Raw genomic sequence first — 16,975 nt, 5'->3', positions numbered from 1 at the left:
TCCTCCCTTTATACCGAGCGATGCTCCCCAAGCTCACTATCGAAATACCCCATATCTGTGAGCTTTAGAGATGGAATAACCGGCAGACACATAAAGGAGAGAGCCGAGATTGGATTAAATGAGCCGTGAAAGCCTGCCTTTGTGAACGAGTGCTCTACCTGCTTCAGATCTGCTGCGGCTGATTGTGCATCGGCGGATGACATGAGTCCGGCGATATCGAGCTGCATTGCAGCCTCTACCTCTCCATCAATCACAAGGGCAAGTCCTCCCTGCATGTCTTCTACCGTTTTTACCGCCAGCACTATTTCTTCGTCTGAATAGCCCGCTGCCACAATGTTGTGTGAATCATGCGCGGTCGTTAGTGCGAACGCCCCTTTCGTAAACTTCAGCCCTTTGATAAAACCGACTCCAATATGTCCTGTTTCATGATGACGCTCCAATACGACCAGCTTCATCATATCCTGCTCGGGGTCCTGCTGGAAATAGCCGTCTTGTACCGGAAGCCGGTAGAACCCTTTTCCGGTTACGATACTGTCAGGCCGGTATTCAATGCAGAGCGCTTCTTCCTTCTCTGCTTTCACCTTTAACTCTTCCTCCTGAAACGGCCTTAAATTGACAGAAGTTATCAGCGCTTCAGGAGGCGGGACCTGCTCAGATGATCCTGCTGAAAGCCTGCCCTCTTCTGCTGTCAGTTTCCCGCCGCAAAAGACGTGCGACGGACGAAAATCATTCAGATCATCGACTATCAGCAGATCAGCATCTCGGCCAGGTGCCACCGCTCCTTTCGTATGAAGCTGAAAACATTCTGCAGCATGGAGTGTCGCCATCTGAACCGCTGTTACCGGATCGAGACCCTCGTTAACGGCAATGCGGATAGACGCATCGATACTGCCATCATCCATCAGCTCATCAAGATGCTTATCATCGGTGCAAAATAGAAATCTGCGGGCGTTTCCGGCAGTAACAGCTGGCAGCACCTGGCGCAGGTCCTTCGCAGCTGACCCTTCACGGATTATCACATGCATGCCGCTGCGGACCCGCTCCAACGCCTCATCAGCTGTTGTACATTCATGATCAGTCGTGATACCTGCTGCGGCATAAACATTCACCTGGTGCGCTGAAAATCCTGCACCGTGTCCATCGATATTCAGTCCTCTTTCTTCAGCGTCCGCCAATTTTGTCATCATATCTTCGTTCCGCTGCTCGACCGCAGGATAGTTCATCACCTCTGCGAGTCCAATAACGCGGGGGTGTTCATAAAATGGACGAAGCTCTGCAGCGTTTAATTCCGCACCTGCATGTTCGAATGGCGTGGCCGGAACGCAGGACGGCAGCATGAACCGAACATCCAGCGGCACGTTTTCAGAATCATCCAGCATATAGCGGATCCCCTCTGCTCCTTTCACATTTGCGATTTCATGAGGATCGGTGACGACCGTTGTGACCCCCTTCGGTACGACGACGTCGGAAAACCTCGCCGGAGAAACCATGGACGACTCGATGTGAACATGTCCATCTATTAAGCCAGGAACGACGTACCGTCCGTTCACGTCCAATTCTTCTTTTCCTGTAAATTCACCGATACCTGCGATAATACCGTCCTGAATCGCAATATCGCCAGTTTCAATTTCACCTGAGAACACATTGACGATGCTTGCTCTTTTCAAAACCAAATCAGCCTGCTGCTCATTTGCAGCGGTTTTAATGGTGCTCCTTCTCGTTGTCTGATCCATATCCTCACTCCTCGCACTGCTTTGTTCTCTTATTATACTGAAGGAGATGTCAGACGTCTACGGCTTGCTTTGCCTCCCAGTACACGGAAACACGTAAAGAGTGGTACACTCTTCAATAGACTGTTAAACCATACGGGAAGGGGGCAGTCTCTTGACTGAATCCGGAAGCGTATCCAGACGGAGCCTGCTCATCGCAGCTATTCTGCTGACAGGCTCCTTTTTAACGATACTGAATCAAACTCTCATGATCACTGCGATTCCTCCAATCATGCAGGAGATGAACGTAACGGCTAATACAGCCCAGTGGCTGACCACCGTCTTTATGCTGGTAAATGGAATCATGATTCCTGTAACAGCCTTTTTAATTGAAAAATTCACTACCAGGCAGTTGTTTATGACGGCGATGCTTACATTTACTGCCGGTACGATAGTCGGCGGACTTGCCGACAGTTTCGGCATGCTGATCGCTGGCCGTGTTATTCAATCAGCCGGTGCCGGAATCATGCTGCCGCTCATGCAGACCGTCTTTCTGCTTATCTTCCCGCTTGAAAAGCGCGGCACGGTGATGGGCTTTGTGGGGCTGACGATCTCCTTTGCTCCTGCTCTCGGGCCGGCTTTGTCAGGCTGGGTCATTGAGACATTCGCATGGCGCTATTTGTTCTGGCTCGTGCTGCCGCTCATTCTGCTGCTCATTCTATTGGCATGGAAGCTATTAAATAATGTGACAGAGCTCAAAAATCCCAAAGTTGATCCGGCGTCGATTATTCTTTCCTCTTTTGGATTCGGCGGATTGCTTTATGGATTTACGAGCGCCGGGAACGCCGGCTGGCTGTCTCCAATCACGCTTCTTTCACTAGCTGTGAGTGCCGTTTGCCTTTATCTCTTTATTACGAGACAGCTGCGCATGGTGCATCCGATGCTGGAATTTCGTGTTTTCAAACTTCGCACGTTCACCATTGCGACCGCGGTCGGCATGATTGGCTTTCTCGGCCTGATCGGCATGGAAACATTGATTCCGCTCTACTTGCAGGAAATGCGAGGCTTCACCGCATTTGACTCCGGTCTCGCTCTGCTGCCTGGAGCACTTGTTTCCGGATTCATGTCTCCTCTCACAGGCTACATTTTTGACCGGATCGGAGCGAGAGCACTGGCTTTTACCGGATTGACGATTATGAGCGGAGCCACTGCAGCATTTTTGTTTGTTGACGCCTATGCGACGATTACGTTTATTGCGCTCTTGTTTGCGATACGGATGTTCGGGTTTTCCATGGTCATGATGCCGATTACGACAGCAGGGCTGAATGAACTCCCCCGCAAGCTCATTCCACACGGGGCAGCTATGAATAACACGATGAGACAAATCGCCGCATCTGTCGGCACTGCCCTGCTCGTTACGATTATGACGACTACGGCGATGCAGCTTGAGACCGGTACAGCTGACCGGACACCGGACATAATCGGAATGAATGTCGCAATGGGGTTTTTAACAGCGCTGACCTTCTCAGGTTTAATTCTCATTTTATTTCTTCGACCGCGAAAGCCAATGTCCGATGAAGAATGGGATGCAGAATTCGGACCAAAGCGTAATGAGCCAGACGTTCCGCTCCAGTCAAATGCGGAAAATAAATAATGACCGTTCCACATAATGCATACTGAAAAAAACAGCTTCGGACCGATGCGGTCCGAAGCTGTCATAGTTTGAATAAAGTCACGTTAGGTGAATACCCTTGTATCTGCCCGCATTTGCGGACACCCGCTTTTCGGAGGGGGCGGGTTCAGCTAACTGCTTCCTTTCGTAGCCGGAAGCGCTGGAACTTCGCCTCGTTCCGGGCCGTGGTCCTCCGATTTCAGCAGTTGAGAGTACGTTTATAACGCCTGTTTTAAGATTGGCACGAGCTTAGCCGGACTGGATTTTGACTTTTTCAACAGCCTGCAAGCCTAAACGACTGCTGTATTCCCTGGCTGAAACTGGGAATGAACCATTCCTGCATAATAGCCACCCTGTTCCAGCAGTTCTTCATGGCTGCCGGACTCCATGATCCTGCCTTCCTGCAGCACGACAATCTGGTCTGCCTCCCGAATCGTATTCAGCCGATGAGCAATCACAAGGCTTGTTCTGCCTTTCATTAAACGTTTGAGCGCCTGCTGAATTTTCACTTCTGTCACAGTATCGATACTGCTCGTTGCCTCATCCAGCACGAGTACTGCCGGGTCCGCCAGCAGTGCCCGGGCAATGGATAATAGCTGCTTTTGTCCCTGGCTGATTCCGCCGCCTTCCGAATCGATGACTGTATCATATCCGTCAGGGAGGTGTTCAATAAAGGAATGGGCATTCGCATCTGCGGCAGCACGATAGACTTCCTCGTCTGTTGCATGAAGCCTGCCGTAGCGAATGTTCTCCATGATCGTACCGGAAAAGAGAAATGTATCCTGCAGCACAAATGCCATCTGTCTTCTGAGCGACGCCTTTCGCACCGACAAAATGTTTTGTCCATCGATGATGATCCGCCCTTGATCCGGCTCATAAAACCTGGCCAGCAGGCTGATAATTGTCGTCTTTCCTGCCCCCGTAGGGCCGACAAAAGCTACTGTTTCCCCTCTCGCTGCCGAAAAAGAAATGTGGTCTACTGTTCGTTCATTTCCGTAGCCAAAGGATACGTCATCGAATGTCACACTGCCCTCTGTAAGCGAAAGCTCTTCCTGCTCCTCCTCTCGTTCAAATTCGTCTTTTTCATCCATAATTTGAAAGACACGCTCTGCCCCTGCCACAGCGGAAAGCAGGACGTTGAACTGATTAGCAAGATCATTCAGCGGCCGCGTAAATTGACGGGCGTACTCAGCGAAAATAACGATGACACCGATGGTTACCATGCCGTTGAGCGCAAGCAGTCCGCCCGCGCCTGCTATAACAGCAAAGCTGAGGTTATTCAGCATATTCATCAGCTTCGGAATAAATCCGGAAATCGTCTGAGCCCAAAATCCGGCATGACGCAGCCGTTCATTTTTTTCGGTAAACGAGTCAATGACCTGCTCTTCCCTTGAGAAGGCCTTTACGATTTGCTGCCCGGACATGGTTTCCTGAACATAGCCGTTGATGTCACCAAGCCGCTTCTGCTGCTCTTTAAACAATGGTCCGGTCCGCTTCGTGATCCATTTCATTCCCAGCACCATCATTGGAACAATAGTCAGCGTGAGCACGGTTAAAAGCGGGCTTAAATAAAGCATAACGACTAAAATACCGCCGAGCGTCAGCACGCTTTGAATAATTTGGATAACGGAGCTGTTCAGCGTATTGCTGATGTTATCCATGTCGTTCGTCAGCCTGCTCATCAGATCCCCCTGCTGGCGCCTGTCAAAAAACGGGACCGGCAGCCGCTGCAGATGATCGAATAGATCGGTGCGTATCGTATAGACCGACTTCTGTGCCACAGCCACCATCCAAAAGTGCTGGAGAAAGACGCTGACGGAATGCATGATGTAGATGACTGCCAAGGCGGCAAGCATGTAGCCGATCCAGACGAGGTCTCCATCTACGAGAAACGTATCAATCGACAGGCCGACGAGCAGCGGACCTGTCAGTGCCATCGCCGAGGAGAGAGTGATCATCAGTGTCACAAGCAGCAGCTTTGACCGGTGCACGGCCAGATAGCTCCACACCCGCTTTAGCGTTCCTTTCCAATCGGCTGCCCGCTTCTTAGCGTCCGGCGCTGCCTCTGGAATTAATTTTTTATGCTGAAATGGTTCGATCAGCGGATGCTTATCAGCCACGCGCCGCACCTCCTGCCTGCGTTTCGTAAATCTGTCTGTACAGCTCTGAGCGCTGAAGCAGCTCCTCGTGAGAGCCGACGGCTTCTACTGCACCGTGATCAAGCAGAATGACATTGTCTGCTTCCATAGCTGTACTCAGCTTTTGGGTGATCATCAGTGTGGTGCACGAATAGCTATCCAGCGCTTTTAAGAGCCTCATTTCTGTGTTTACATCCAGCGCACTGGTGCTGTCGTCCAGCAGTAAAATCCGCGGATTTCGAATTAATGCTCGCGCGATGGAGATGCGCTGTTTCTGACCGCCTGACAGATTAACGCCACGTTGACCAATGCGGGTGTACAAGCCATCCGGAAGTTCGTTCACCGAATCAGCTATTTGAGCATCCCGCAGCACCTGCTCCATTTCAGCATCTGTTGCATCGGGCTTTCCCCAGCGGAGGTTTTCTGCAATAGTGCCGCTGAACAGCACGGCCTCCTGCGGTACATAGCCAATCCAGCTTCGCAGCTCTTTCCACTTGATGGCCGTCAGCGGCTTTCCATCCAGCAGCACCCGTCCCTGGACCGGGTCGTAAAGTCTTAAGATCAGCTGAAGAAGCGTCGTTTTGCCCGAACCGGTTGCACCAAGCAGCGCTGTCCGTTCTCCCGGACGCAGATGAATCCTTACCATGTCGAGTGCTTTTCTCGTCTCATCCGGATACTGGAAGGAAACGTCCTCCAGTGCAATATCCCCTGCCTGCTCCTTTACACTTCCGGTACCGTCCTCCATCTCCTCTTCTACCGCAAGTACATCGCCGATCCGTTCCGCCGAAGCTTTTGCCCGGGAAAAAATGATGATGATCATTGAAAAAATGGATAAAGCTCCGGTCATTCTGGTGATGTAATTAATAATCGCGACCGTTTCCCCGACAGAAACAGCTCCAGTATTTACACCCTGCGTCCCGAACCAAAGCACGAACATGATCGATACGTTCATGATCAGCAAAATGATTGGCATCGTTGCTTCAACTATCCGAAGTGTTTTTACGGTGCGGCCCTGCAGCGTCTCTGACGCCCCGTGGAACCGATTCGATTCATGAGTGAGCCTGGAATAGGATTTAATCAGCCGCACAGCTTTCAAGTTTTCCTGTACGACGCTGTTCACATCATCGACTCCAGCCTGCACCTTTTTAAAGAGCCGTCCTGCAAGCTTCATGATATAGAGCAGGATCGCTAAAAGCACCGGCACAGTCACAACCAGGATCAAAGCCAGCTGCCAATTGACGATCAGGGCCATGATCACGGAACCCGCTACGAGCAGCGGAGCCCGAAGCATAATGCGCAGACTCATAAAGATCGTATTTTGCAGCTGGTTAACGTCATTGGTGATTCTGGTCAGAAGAGAAGAAGTCGGAAACTGCTGAAAGTTTTTCATAGAAAATGTCTGAACGCGTCTGAACAAATCGGTCCGTAAGTCGTAGCCGGTATACTGACTAGCATGGGCAGCGTAAAACGAGTTAATAATCCCTGCCGCGAATGCGATGAAGGAAAACAAGAGCATTATACAGCCCCAGAACACGACCGTATTCAAATCATTTGTCATAATACCATCATCGATAATACGGGCAATCAGAAGCGGCTGCAGCAGCTCAACGGTTAATTCAATCATCGTGAGTGCAAGAGCAGCAGCTACCATTACCCGGTACCGCTTTAAATAATTCCATATGAGTTTCATAGCTGTACGCGCCTTTCTGACGATTCTGTCTACTTCAGCTTACCATATTCATTTCTGCACTCGAAGCAGTTTACGCAAAACGATAATAAAGAAGCAAAATTAATGCGAGCGCAAATAAAAAATGCACGGAAACGTAGACCATCTTCTGCCACGTTCGCTGATGATATGCTACTGGCGGCCGGTAAAAAGCGCTTCCTTCGATAATGAAAGTCAACAAAATCACGTGGATCGGGAAATGGCCGACAAGTTCAAGCCATCCAAACAGAAAAGCTGTACCAATAAATATCCCGGTCAGCACGACTGCCAAAACACGGTTCAGCATGCCCACGATAAGAAGGTAGCCGACCGTAAATTCAATGAATCCCGTCAGCATTGCAAACAGATCCGGACTGAAGCCGAAGGTCGGAACACCATGATTGAGAATAACGTTTTCTGCCATATCCGGATAGACCCACTTTTCCGCCGCTACCCAGCAGAGCGAAAGCCCGGTCGTTAAATAAAGGACAGGATAGTTCCATTGCTGCAGCCTTGTTTTATAGAACAGGAGGACAAAGGCGATGCCTAAATAAAACACGTAGTCCAGCATATGCAGCCAGCCGAAATCCATGACTGAATACGAATAGAGGCCGATTAAAATTCCTGATGCGATCCGGACGGTAACTCTTAAAGGAATAAGCAGCAGAACCACCATGCCGGCTGTCACCGCTGCAAGCACCCCCTGCAGCTCCAGCAGCTCCGGTGCAAACAATCCTCCTTGGATGAACTGAATCAAAAATGCTGCTGCCGTTCCGTATTGGAGCAGGGTAAACGTATAATGCCGGAGAGAGGCAATCCGCTTATCGAGCTTTACAAAAGGCCGGCGTTTTTTCATCGCGTCCAATAAACCGGGAAGCAGACTGAGCAATACGGCTGCCAGTATTGCCGTCAGCATGAAAGCCGGGCTCATAATCGCTTCAATCGGGGCTCGCTCTGCCTCTTCTTCCGTAAACCATTTCACATGTGCCGCCGCCGATACCGGCAGCAAAACGATGATCCCTGCAACAGCTGTGAACCGCTTTAGCATGCCTGTTCCTCCAGTCGATAGATGATAGAATTGTTTACCCTTTCTTGCCCTTTAACCAAACACTTCCAAATACATTGTCCAACATACAGGAAACGAGGTCTCAGCTTCAGATGCCTATCTTTTGCTTTGCAACACAAATAAGTTCAATTGCGCTGAACCAATTGTATTTTTGCTATGAATTCGGTATCATAATTGAGGAAGTGCTTTTTAGGCGCTTTTTTCTTTATTTCCGTTGTTAAACCGGTTGCACAAATCCGTGCAACTTTTTGACCAATAGATGAGGTGAACTAAAAATGACAAAAGTATGGTGGAAAGAAGCGGTTGGCTATCAAGTGTATCCGCGCAGTTTTCAAGACAGCAACGGTGACGGCTTCGGTGATTTGCGGGGGATGATCAGCCGGCTGGATTACTTGAAAGAACTCGGCATAGATTTTATTTGGATTTGTCCGATGTATAAGTCGCCTCTAGATGATAACGGCTACGATATCTCTGACTACCAGGACATACTGGAAGATTTCGGGACAATGGACGATTTCGATGCGCTTTTAGAGGCATGTCATGAGCGCGGCATGCGTTTAATTATTGATCTCGTATTAAACCATACGAGTGATGAACACCCGTGGTTCATCGAATCCCGTTCATCTAAAGATAATCCGAAGCGGGACTGGTATATTTGGCGAGACGGTGTCGGAGACGGACCTCCCAACAATTGGGAAAGTATTTTCGGCGGGTCTGCCTGGGAATATGAGGCTAAGACAGATCAGTATTTCCTCCACGTTTTCAGCAAACGTCAGCCAGATTTGAACTGGGAAAATGAAGAAGTGCGCGAAGCCCTGTTTAACATGGTTAACTGGTGGCTTGACAAAGGTGTTGACGGATTCAGAATCGATGCAATCAGTCACATTAAAAAGCGGCCCGGGTTCCCAGATATGCCGAATCCCGAGGGACTACCTGTCGTCTCTTCCTTCGATATGCATATGAATCAGGACGGAATTCATACTTTTTTAGAAGAATTCCGAAAGGAAACGTATTCGAACTATCCGCACGCAATGACGGTTGGAGAAGCGAACGGTGTCAGTATTGATGAGGCCCACCTATGGGTTGGGGATGAAGGGAAAATGGACATGGTCTTTCAATTCGAGCATCTTGATTTGTGGGATGAGGATGCAGAAGAAGGACTTGATATTGTCAACTTGAAAAAGGTGCTCTCCAGCTGGCAGAAAGGCCTTTCAAACAGCGGCTGGAACGCTCTCTTTATCGAAAATCACGATAAAGCCCGTGTCGTATCTACTTGGGGCAATGATACAGAGTTCTGGCGGGAAAGCGCAACCTCGCTTGCTGCTATGTATTTTCTCATGCGCGGGACTCCCTATATTTACCAAGGTCAGGAAATCGGCATGACCAACATTTACTTCGATTCCATTGATGACTATGATGATGTGGCAGCGAAGAACCTGTTCCTAGAAAAAGCCGGCGAAGGGAAAACGGGCGAAGCCCTTGCTATTCTTGCAAAAACCTCCCGTGACAACAGCAGGACGCCAATGCAGTGGTCTGATGCGGATAATGCCGGCTTTACAACCGGTTCACCGTGGCTGAAGGTCAACAGCAACTATCAACGGATCAACGTCGAGGCACAAAAGCAGGACCCTCACTCGATTCTCAGCTTCTACCGCGCGTTGATTCATTTACGAAAGCGGCACGAGCTCTTCGTTTACGGGAGCTATGAACTGATGATGCCGGAGTGCGATCAGGTTTACGCCTACATTCGTGAACTAGATGGCCGAAAAGCAGTCGTCATCACCAATCTGACAGGCAAAACCGCTGCCTGGCACGAGGATGGCACTGGTCTGGCTCTATCCTCCGGAAACCTTGTTCTGCAAAACTATGAGGAAGTACCGGAGCACGAGGAGGCCGCTGCGCTTGAGCTTCAACCATATGAAGCACGCGTATACCTTCTTTAATTGACTGCCAGCTCCCTGCAGCCACCACACTAAAGCCGTCCACCCTTATAGGGGGACGGCTTTTCAGTGTGAGGACAAAGTTATTTTAAGTAGCTAACGTTGCATCTGCTTGTTTCTGCGGACACTCGCTTTCCTAAGGGGACGGCCACGGCTTTCCTTCCTGGTATCCACTGGATCTTCGCCTCGCTCTGCTTCTCCCGGAGTCGAGAATCTCCAATTTTGACAGGCAGCAGAAGAGTTGGCATTATCTGTCAGGAAAATTCCATTCCTTTTTCGTAAACGAGGAAGCCGTTTTTATCAGTGCGTTTTTGTTTATACATAGCTTTATCCGCGCAGCTGATGAGGTCATCTGCTGTTCTGCCATGTTCCGGATAGCTTGCTGCTCCAACTGATGCGGTACAGTGCATCGTTCCTTCACTCATCACAAATGGGGCCGAAATGGAGTCCATCACTCGTTCTACAGCTGCTCTTAACTCTTCGTCAGAGGACAGGCCGGTAAAGAGAATCAGAAATTCATCGCCCGCCATTCTCGCTGCTAAATCGGTTTGACGCACCGAGTCCTGCAGCCTCCCTGCAACTTCTTTAAGCAGCCGGTCTCCTGCATCATGACCAAACGTATCGTTGATTGCTTTAAAATCATCGAGGTCAATAAACAGCAGTCCGAGGCGGCTTCCCGTAAGGACTGACCGTTCGATTTCCATTTCCAGCTGCTGAAACAGCATCCGTCTGTTTGGCAGTCCGGTAAGCGGGTCATGGTAGGCCATTTCCTGCATTTCTAAGGCCAGCTTCTTCAAGCGTGATTCGCTTTCCAGCAGTGCGAACTCATCATGTTTTGCCTTTGTGACGTCATTTAAATAACCGCTCCACAGGATTTTGCCATCCTGCAGCCGTTCCGGTGTAGAGGTTGCCCGAATCCACTTGAGCTTGCCTTCGCCAACATATATTCGGAACGTACAGTCGAATAACGTGAGATGCTCGACCGATGCGTGAACAGCAGCCATCAGCTCATCACGGTCCTGCTCGTATACCCAGTCAAAAATAGCATACTGCTTCAATTCTTTCTCGCTGAAATCCGTGCCCAGAATAGATTGAAACTGACCGGTAGCCATTGTGAAGCGAAGGTCGTCCGGACCGGTTCCCGTCATTTGATAAATAATCCCAGGAACTCTGTCTGAGATCTGCGTGATGAGCCGTTCACGTTCTTCAAGCTGCTCTTCTTTTTTCACTTCTTCCGTAATATCGTAAATATATCCGTAAAATCGGACCGTTCCATCAGAGAGCGAGCGCGGCTGTGCGTTGCCGCGCATTTTTCTTCTCCCTTTTTCCGGATGATCGTACCAATATTCCAGCGACCAGAGGGTGCCTGACTGAACCGCTTCTTCAATACTGCTTTCGACTCTCTCCAGATCAGGTGCTTCAATGTGCTGCAGTAAGAAGCCAGTGTCACCGCAAATCTGCTCTTGGGTATAGCCGGTCAACTCCACCACACCGGGGGAGGCTGCGCTAAACAAAAACTGTCCGTCATGACGAACGTCAAACTGATACAGCATGCCCGGCACCTGCGTAGTTAACAGCCGCATTTTTTCTTCTGATTCTATTAAAGCAAGCTCTTTGTTTTTCTCTTTAGTGATATCGTAAACATGGCCGTACCAGACCACTCCCCCATGCTGATCAGCAGCAGGCTGTGCTCTCCCTCGAATCCAGCAGATCCTGCCAGCCGGCTCTTTTATTCTGAATTCGTGCACCCAGCGTGTCAGTGTCTCAGCGGAAGTCCGCATCGACTGTACGGCAGCTTCCTGATCTTCTTCGATAACCTTGGCAAAAACAATCGATTCATCCTGCCTGAATTCGGCTTCAGTTACGTGAAAAATATCAAGAAAACCTTTGGAATAATACGGAAAGCTGACTGTTCCATCGCTGCTTCGCTTTAGTTTATAAAGACCGCCCGGCACTTCTTCTGTCAAACTCTCAAGCAATTTCCCTCGCTCAGCCGCCTTGCGCTGATGAAGCTCCCGCTCTGATGCATCTACTGCAGAAGCAAATACCGTTCTGTCAGAAATGGAAAGATGCCATTCTAAATAATGAACGGTTCCAGCTGCTGTGACGATACGATTCAAAAAATGCCGAATCGTCTCTCCGCGAAACGCCCGTTTAAATGCATTCATCGATGCTTCCCTGTCTTGATCAAGTACCAGATCAAGCATAGAGCGTCCGATCAGCATGCCTGCAGTAACTCCCGTAAGCGCTTCCCATTCGGCGTTCACTTCAAGGATGACCCCCTGTGCATCCATTCTGCACATGAGCGCCGGACTATTGGCCACATACGTCTCCAATGTGTCAAGGCGTGACTGCACGCTTGTTATGTCTGAAAATGAGATAATAATCACAGAATCGGAGGTAGAGACGTTTGTCATGTAGACACAGCCTTTTACCGTCAGTTGAAAAGAGGATGCACTCCCGGTAGACAGTACGTAGCTGCACATCTGATAAAAAAGCTCCGTATTCTTCTTATCCATATAACGTTCCAACATCCGTAGATCGACGTTCTTTACGCCGGAGATCATACGGTCAAACGATGCATTGGCTGCTTTCACTGCAAAGCCTGCATAGGAATCCGGCGCTTTCGAAATCACCAGAGTCGGAACAGAAAGAAGATCGGCCGCGCCTTTATAGTCTATTGTACCCAAGAGAAAAATCCTCCTTTCAAACTATTTTATGCTATCATTATACAATAACAACTGGTCCATTCCTACTTTTATTTTTTGTTTACATGGTGAATCATATCAACGTGAGGAATACCATCATCAAGATACGAGGATGTTACAGCGACAAAACCTGCTTTTTCATAAAACGGCAGCGCATATTCCTGTGCCTGAATCTTAATCCGATCTGCGTTTAAGTGATGATACACAGCTTCCATGCTTCGGTGGAGCAAAGCTTTTCCCAGCCCTGTTCCTCTAAGATTGGGCCGTACAATGACCCGTCCGATACTTGCCTCTTCATACGCTGTTCCAGGCGGGAGCAGTCTCGCATAAGCTTCTATTACGCCATCGCGTACACCAGTCAGGTGGAGCGCATCTTTATCCTTTCCATCGACTTCAAGATAAGCACATGCCTGCTCGACGACGAACACTTCTGTCCGCAGCTGCAGAATATCGTAAAGCTGATCTGCTGAAAATTCATGAAATGATGTTAATCTCCAGTCCATCATGCATTCCCCCTCCCCGCTATTTTACCTGAAGATGACTAGAAAGAAATAAAATGGGGAATCGAAAAGAAATAACATCGGTTGCTCATAAGGCTGGAACGTAACCCCTGCTTTCCTGCAGCCCTCGATGGAAAAGTTTGTTCACTATTCTTTATATGGAAAGGGAGTCTTTTGATGAGAATAATTGTGATCGTTGTCATTGCAGGCATCATAGCTGCAGCAGCATTTATGGTAATAAAAAACAACCGGACGCCGGAGCACCTAGGTGCAGAGAACGGCAGCCTTGCTCCTCTTCCGTCTACGCCAAACGCCGTTTCATCTCAGGCAGATACGGAACACCGCGGCTATATTGAACCGTTCACGCTTCAAAACGGTACGGAAAGCCTTGAGAACATCAAAGCGATCATCCGTGCTGACGAACAGGCAGAAATTGTTTCGGCAGATGACCGTTACGTCCATGCGGTGTATGCATCAAATGTATTTAAATTTAAGGATGACGTTGAATTTTACGTGAACGAATCGGAAAATAGCATAGACGTCCGTTCTGCAGCGCGCGTTGGTTATTCCGATATGGACGTTAATCGCAAGCGGATCGAAGCAATCCGTGAAGCCTATCAAAGTAAGCGCGAGTAAGTTGCATGGAACAGAAAAGAGCGGCCTCCATCGGAGAGCCGCTTCATTTACGTAAAACGTCTTACTTACTAGTTTTCTGTCTCTTGCTCACACCGCTGTCTATTTTTGCAGGCCGCGCGATTGGTCCAGCAGCTCCTCTGCAGCCGCTGCTACTTGACCGGAGGCTTTGTTTACTTCTCCGATTACATCCATAAATGCGGTCAGCTCTGTTTCAATTTCTGTGTTTTTGCCGACTGCCTCCTCCATTTTTCTAAGGATGACAGCGAACGTATCTCCAACAGCTTCTGCCGACCGGTTCCCTTCTGCCATCCGTTCAGCGATTTCTTTGGACAGTGCAGCATTTTCCTGTACGCCTTTATCTGTCTGATTAGTCAGTCCTCGAACTTTCCCAACCGACTCTTTCGTCTGTTCAGACAGTTTTCGAACTTCGTCAGCTACAATTGCAAAACCCCGGCCGTGTTCCCCGGCTCTGGCCGCTTCGATTGCCGCATTCAACGCGAGCAGATTCGTTTCATCAGCGATCCCTTGAACGATGCTGACAATTGTTTGAATTTCCTTGGAGAACGAAGCGAGTTCCTGCATTTTAGTATCGATCTGTTCAATGCTTCCTGTCGTTTCCTGCATAATCCGCTGCAGTTCCTTTAAGCGGGCACTCCCTTCCAACGCCGACTCTTTTGATGCACTCGAAATCACGGTGCCGTTCTGCGAGTTCTTCGTAATGCCTTCAGCCTGCAGCTTCATTTCTTCCATAGAAGCGTTCGTCTCCTGCGAGATCGCCCCGAGCTCTTCGGATTTCCCCGTAATATAACGATCGAGCTGGTGACGTAATGCTTCTTCTTTTTTACGCACAGCCTGAAGCTCCTCTTCAAATGCTTCCAGCACGAGCTGCTGCTCGAAGCTGACAATCGATGATACGGCTTTGACGACCGTTTCAGCTTCGGTTGGACCGTAAACCTCATAGACGAGCGAAAACAACTTGAGCTGCAGTGCCTGATAAGCACTCAAATACCATTTCGGCTCCAGACCAATCTTCACGTGCACCTTTGCAATACGAATTCGCTTTTCAACAAAGGCATCATCGATCGTATCAGTGAACATTTCAGAAATATGCTTGCGAAGCGTTTGTTTCAGCCTGTCGACAGAGCTGTTCGCTTCAATGATCTCCATTAAGTGAGGCTTGATTTCAAGATTAGCATAAAAGAAATCGACGAGCTCCCCGATCCGTTCTTCCACCGATGGCCGAAAAGCAGCCAGTACACCGAGCATCTCTTCAGAGAATCCTGTCATTTCCATTTGGCGTTTAATATCCGGATCAGCTACCGTTATACTCCCCTTTTGCAGGACTGCTGCAGGTTGTTGTTTGTCCGACCGTTGAAACCACTTCATTTTTCTGCATCCCCCTCTTGACTATCTTATTCCACTAACTTGCTGCAGGTTGTAATTCTTCCCTTGATATCGGCAAACTGCCGAAGATTCTGAAGAGCAGGTATGCTAAAATATCAAGTGCAGACCGAGGAGGGATTGCTTATGCTGACGAATTGGCTGGTAAAGCGGAAAGCACGCAGACATAAACAAACATTCGAGAAAATTCATTTATATCCATATCCTGTCCGTGTAGCGGAAACTGACTATTATTACATAGAATACTTGCGCTCTAAGCAGCCCGTCGGCTATGCAGTGATTTCCCGTCACGAAGAAAACACGCTGGACGCAGCTGCTGCTCATAAACAGCTCCACTCGTTTTACCATCTGGCAGGCTTTATTAAAGAAGAGGCAAGGATGCGTGCCGGGATTCAGCTCGATCTTTTCCGAAAGCCGCTTGGTGTGATGGAAGAAGCGGATCGCAATGACCTGCAGCCAGGTTACCGCCTGATCAACCACCTTTTAAAAATACAACTCAAATATAAGCAAGTGTATGATCAGTTTCAAAACGTGCTGGCTGAGCTTGAAGACAGCGGCAGACCTATCGAAGCTGAAGACATTGAAGCAGCCATTCAATCAGCTGCCGAACTGGAGGTGCTTCAGTTCGACATGATCGATTCCTTAAGCCGCCAAACCGATACCCTGCGCGACTGGATTGCGTTGATGAACCGTCACAACTTGTGGGACAAGCTAAATCGCGCGAACCAGGTTTTTTATCAGCAGCTCGTTCAAAACGAATCGGTTATGAGAGACGAAGCGAAAAAGATGCAGGTCGTCAAGCATGAACGTCGCGAAAAAATGATTCAGCAAAATGCAGATAAGCTCCGATCCCGTATGAAGCGGTCCTTTCAGGAGGAAGAGAAAGAACGTCGTTACCCTTAACCAGATCCGGCGCTGCCAAGCTGAACCAAATACAGAAGGAACCGGAGCACCCGTTTGAGCCCCGGTTCCTTTTATTCCGCGTCTGTTTCCTCCCCCGGCAAGACTTTCTCCGGCTCTTCAACACCATTCCTTATTCTCTCCCCTTCTCCTAGAGCCCACGACGGATACCATCGTACATTTCCAAAAGCCTTTCTCTCCTGTACGTTGAACGACGTTCGTTCGGAATATACCTCAGCTTTTCCAACAACGTTTTTCGTTTGCGTGTCATCGTTTACCGCCTCCTTATGCTTTTATTGTAGAGTCTTCTTCACCTCAAAAAAGCGGGCGGCAGATTGAATTTTCTATCCGTCTGCAGGTGGAGATTTACTCCATCCCCTGCTATACGAATAAGTAAATAAAGAACCAGGATAATAAGACTGCAGATAATGGATTTTTTTGAAAATAGTACTTGCTCATGCCTAAACTCATAGTAAACTTACAGTAAGAGAAGAAGTTCGGGGGCAAACCTGTTGAAAAACAGGGACGCAAAGCCGCGGATCTAAGGGAAACCTCCTATGACAGCCGGGCTGCCGCATATAAACCTTCACCAAGGAAGGC

The 16,975-nt window shown here is 49.0% G+C and carries 11 protein-coding genes, 1 pseudogene and 1 riboswitch; of the genes and pseudogenes, 4 read left to right on the top strand and 8 right to left on the bottom strand.

What is annotated here, in order from left to right; genetic code table 11:
- Window positions 1-8: 8 nt before the first annotated feature.
- Window positions 9-1,733: an adenine deaminase gene (ade, locus tag ACFO4L_RS00340; RefSeq protein WP_377907642.1), complete on the bottom strand. Its 1,725-nt coding sequence runs from the start codon at window positions 1,731-1,733 to the stop codon at window positions 9-11.
- Window positions 1,734-1,884: 151 nt separating this feature from the next.
- Between ade and ACFO4L_RS00335 the strand changes: the two genes are divergently transcribed.
- A complete protein-coding gene (locus ACFO4L_RS00335; protein WP_377907641.1) occupies window positions 1,885-3,363 on the top strand; it encodes an MDR family MFS transporter in 1,479 nt (492 codons plus the stop codon).
- A gap of 308 nt (window positions 3,364-3,671) precedes the next feature.
- Here ACFO4L_RS00335 and ACFO4L_RS00330 read toward each other — a convergent pair whose 3' ends face one another.
- The 3 genes from ACFO4L_RS00330 to ACFO4L_RS00320 all read right to left on the bottom strand — a co-directional run bounded on the left by ACFO4L_RS00330 (window position 3,672) and on the right by ACFO4L_RS00320 (window position 8,272).
- On the bottom strand, window positions 3,672-5,501 hold the full coding sequence (locus tag ACFO4L_RS00330; protein ID WP_377907640.1) for an ABC transporter ATP-binding protein: 1,830 nt from the start codon (window positions 5,499-5,501) through the stop codon (window positions 3,672-3,674).
- Entirely contained in the window at window positions 5,494-7,209 is a 1,716-nt protein-coding gene (locus ACFO4L_RS00325) for an ABC transporter ATP-binding protein (protein ID WP_377907639.1), read from the bottom strand. The genes ACFO4L_RS00330 and ACFO4L_RS00325 overlap by 8 nt, the downstream gene beginning before the upstream one ends.
- Window positions 7,210-7,279: 70 nt before the next feature.
- Complete coding sequence (locus ACFO4L_RS00320; protein WP_377907638.1) at window positions 7,280-8,272, bottom strand: DoxX family membrane protein; 993 nt, start codon at window positions 8,270-8,272, stop codon at window positions 7,280-7,282.
- Window positions 8,273-8,565: 293 nt separating this feature from the next.
- On the opposite strand from ACFO4L_RS00320, the gene ACFO4L_RS00315 reads away from it, so the two are divergent.
- Window positions 8,566-10,233 (top strand): glycoside hydrolase family 13 protein, encoded by a 1,668-nt coding sequence (locus tag ACFO4L_RS00315; RefSeq protein WP_377907637.1) that lies wholly within the window; start codon window positions 8,566-8,568, stop codon window positions 10,231-10,233.
- A gap of 251 nt (window positions 10,234-10,484) precedes the next feature.
- Here the strand turns inward: ACFO4L_RS00315 and ACFO4L_RS00310 are convergent, their stop codons facing one another.
- Together ACFO4L_RS00310 and ACFO4L_RS00305 are read right to left on the bottom strand one after the other, a co-directional pair.
- Window positions 10,485-12,920, bottom strand: a complete 2,436-nt coding sequence (locus ACFO4L_RS00310) for a diguanylate cyclase domain-containing protein (RefSeq protein ID WP_377907636.1) — start codon at window positions 12,918-12,920, stop codon at window positions 10,485-10,487.
- Between the two features lie 68 nt (window positions 12,921-12,988).
- Window positions 12,989-13,444, bottom strand: coding sequence for a GNAT family N-acetyltransferase (locus tag ACFO4L_RS00305; RefSeq protein ID WP_377907635.1), 456 nt, complete (start codon window positions 13,442-13,444; stop codon window positions 12,989-12,991).
- Window positions 13,445-13,615: 171 nt separating this feature from the next.
- Here ACFO4L_RS00305 and ACFO4L_RS00300 point away from each other — a divergent pair, with 171 nt between their 5' ends.
- Window positions 13,616-14,074: a DUF1499 domain-containing protein gene (locus ACFO4L_RS00300; RefSeq protein WP_377907634.1), complete on the top strand. Its 459-nt coding sequence runs from the start codon at window positions 13,616-13,618 to the stop codon at window positions 14,072-14,074.
- Between the two features lie 99 nt (window positions 14,075-14,173).
- Here the strand turns inward: ACFO4L_RS00300 and ACFO4L_RS00295 are convergent, their stop codons facing one another.
- Window positions 14,174-14,698 carry a methyl-accepting chemotaxis protein gene (locus ACFO4L_RS00295; RefSeq protein WP_377907769.1) on the bottom strand — a complete coding sequence of 175 codons (525 nt, stop codon included), beginning with the start codon at window positions 14,696-14,698 and terminating at the stop codon, window positions 14,174-14,176.
- Between the two features lie 240 nt (window positions 14,699-14,938).
- Window positions 14,939-15,460 (bottom strand): annotated as a pseudogene (locus ACFO4L_RS00290) (protoglobin domain-containing protein); the annotation flags it as partial.
- 141 nt (window positions 15,461-15,601) lie between these two features.
- On the opposite strand from ACFO4L_RS00290, the gene ACFO4L_RS00285 reads away from it, so the two are divergent.
- Complete coding sequence (locus ACFO4L_RS00285) at window positions 15,602-16,378, top strand: hypothetical protein (protein ID WP_377907633.1); 777 nt, start codon at window positions 15,602-15,604, stop codon at window positions 16,376-16,378.
- A 489-nt stretch (window positions 16,379-16,867) separates the two neighbouring features.
- Window positions 16,868-16,952: riboswitch (cyclic di-GMP riboswitch) on the top strand.
- The last annotated feature ends 23 nt before the right edge of the window (window positions 16,953-16,975 follow it).

It is taken from the genome of Bacillus daqingensis, from assembly GCF_042654445.1.
Taxonomy (GTDB): Bacteria; Bacillota; Bacilli; order Bacillales; family Salisediminibacteriaceae; genus Alkalicoccus; species Alkalicoccus luteus.
This window is presented reverse-complemented; position numbering and strand designations above follow the sequence as displayed.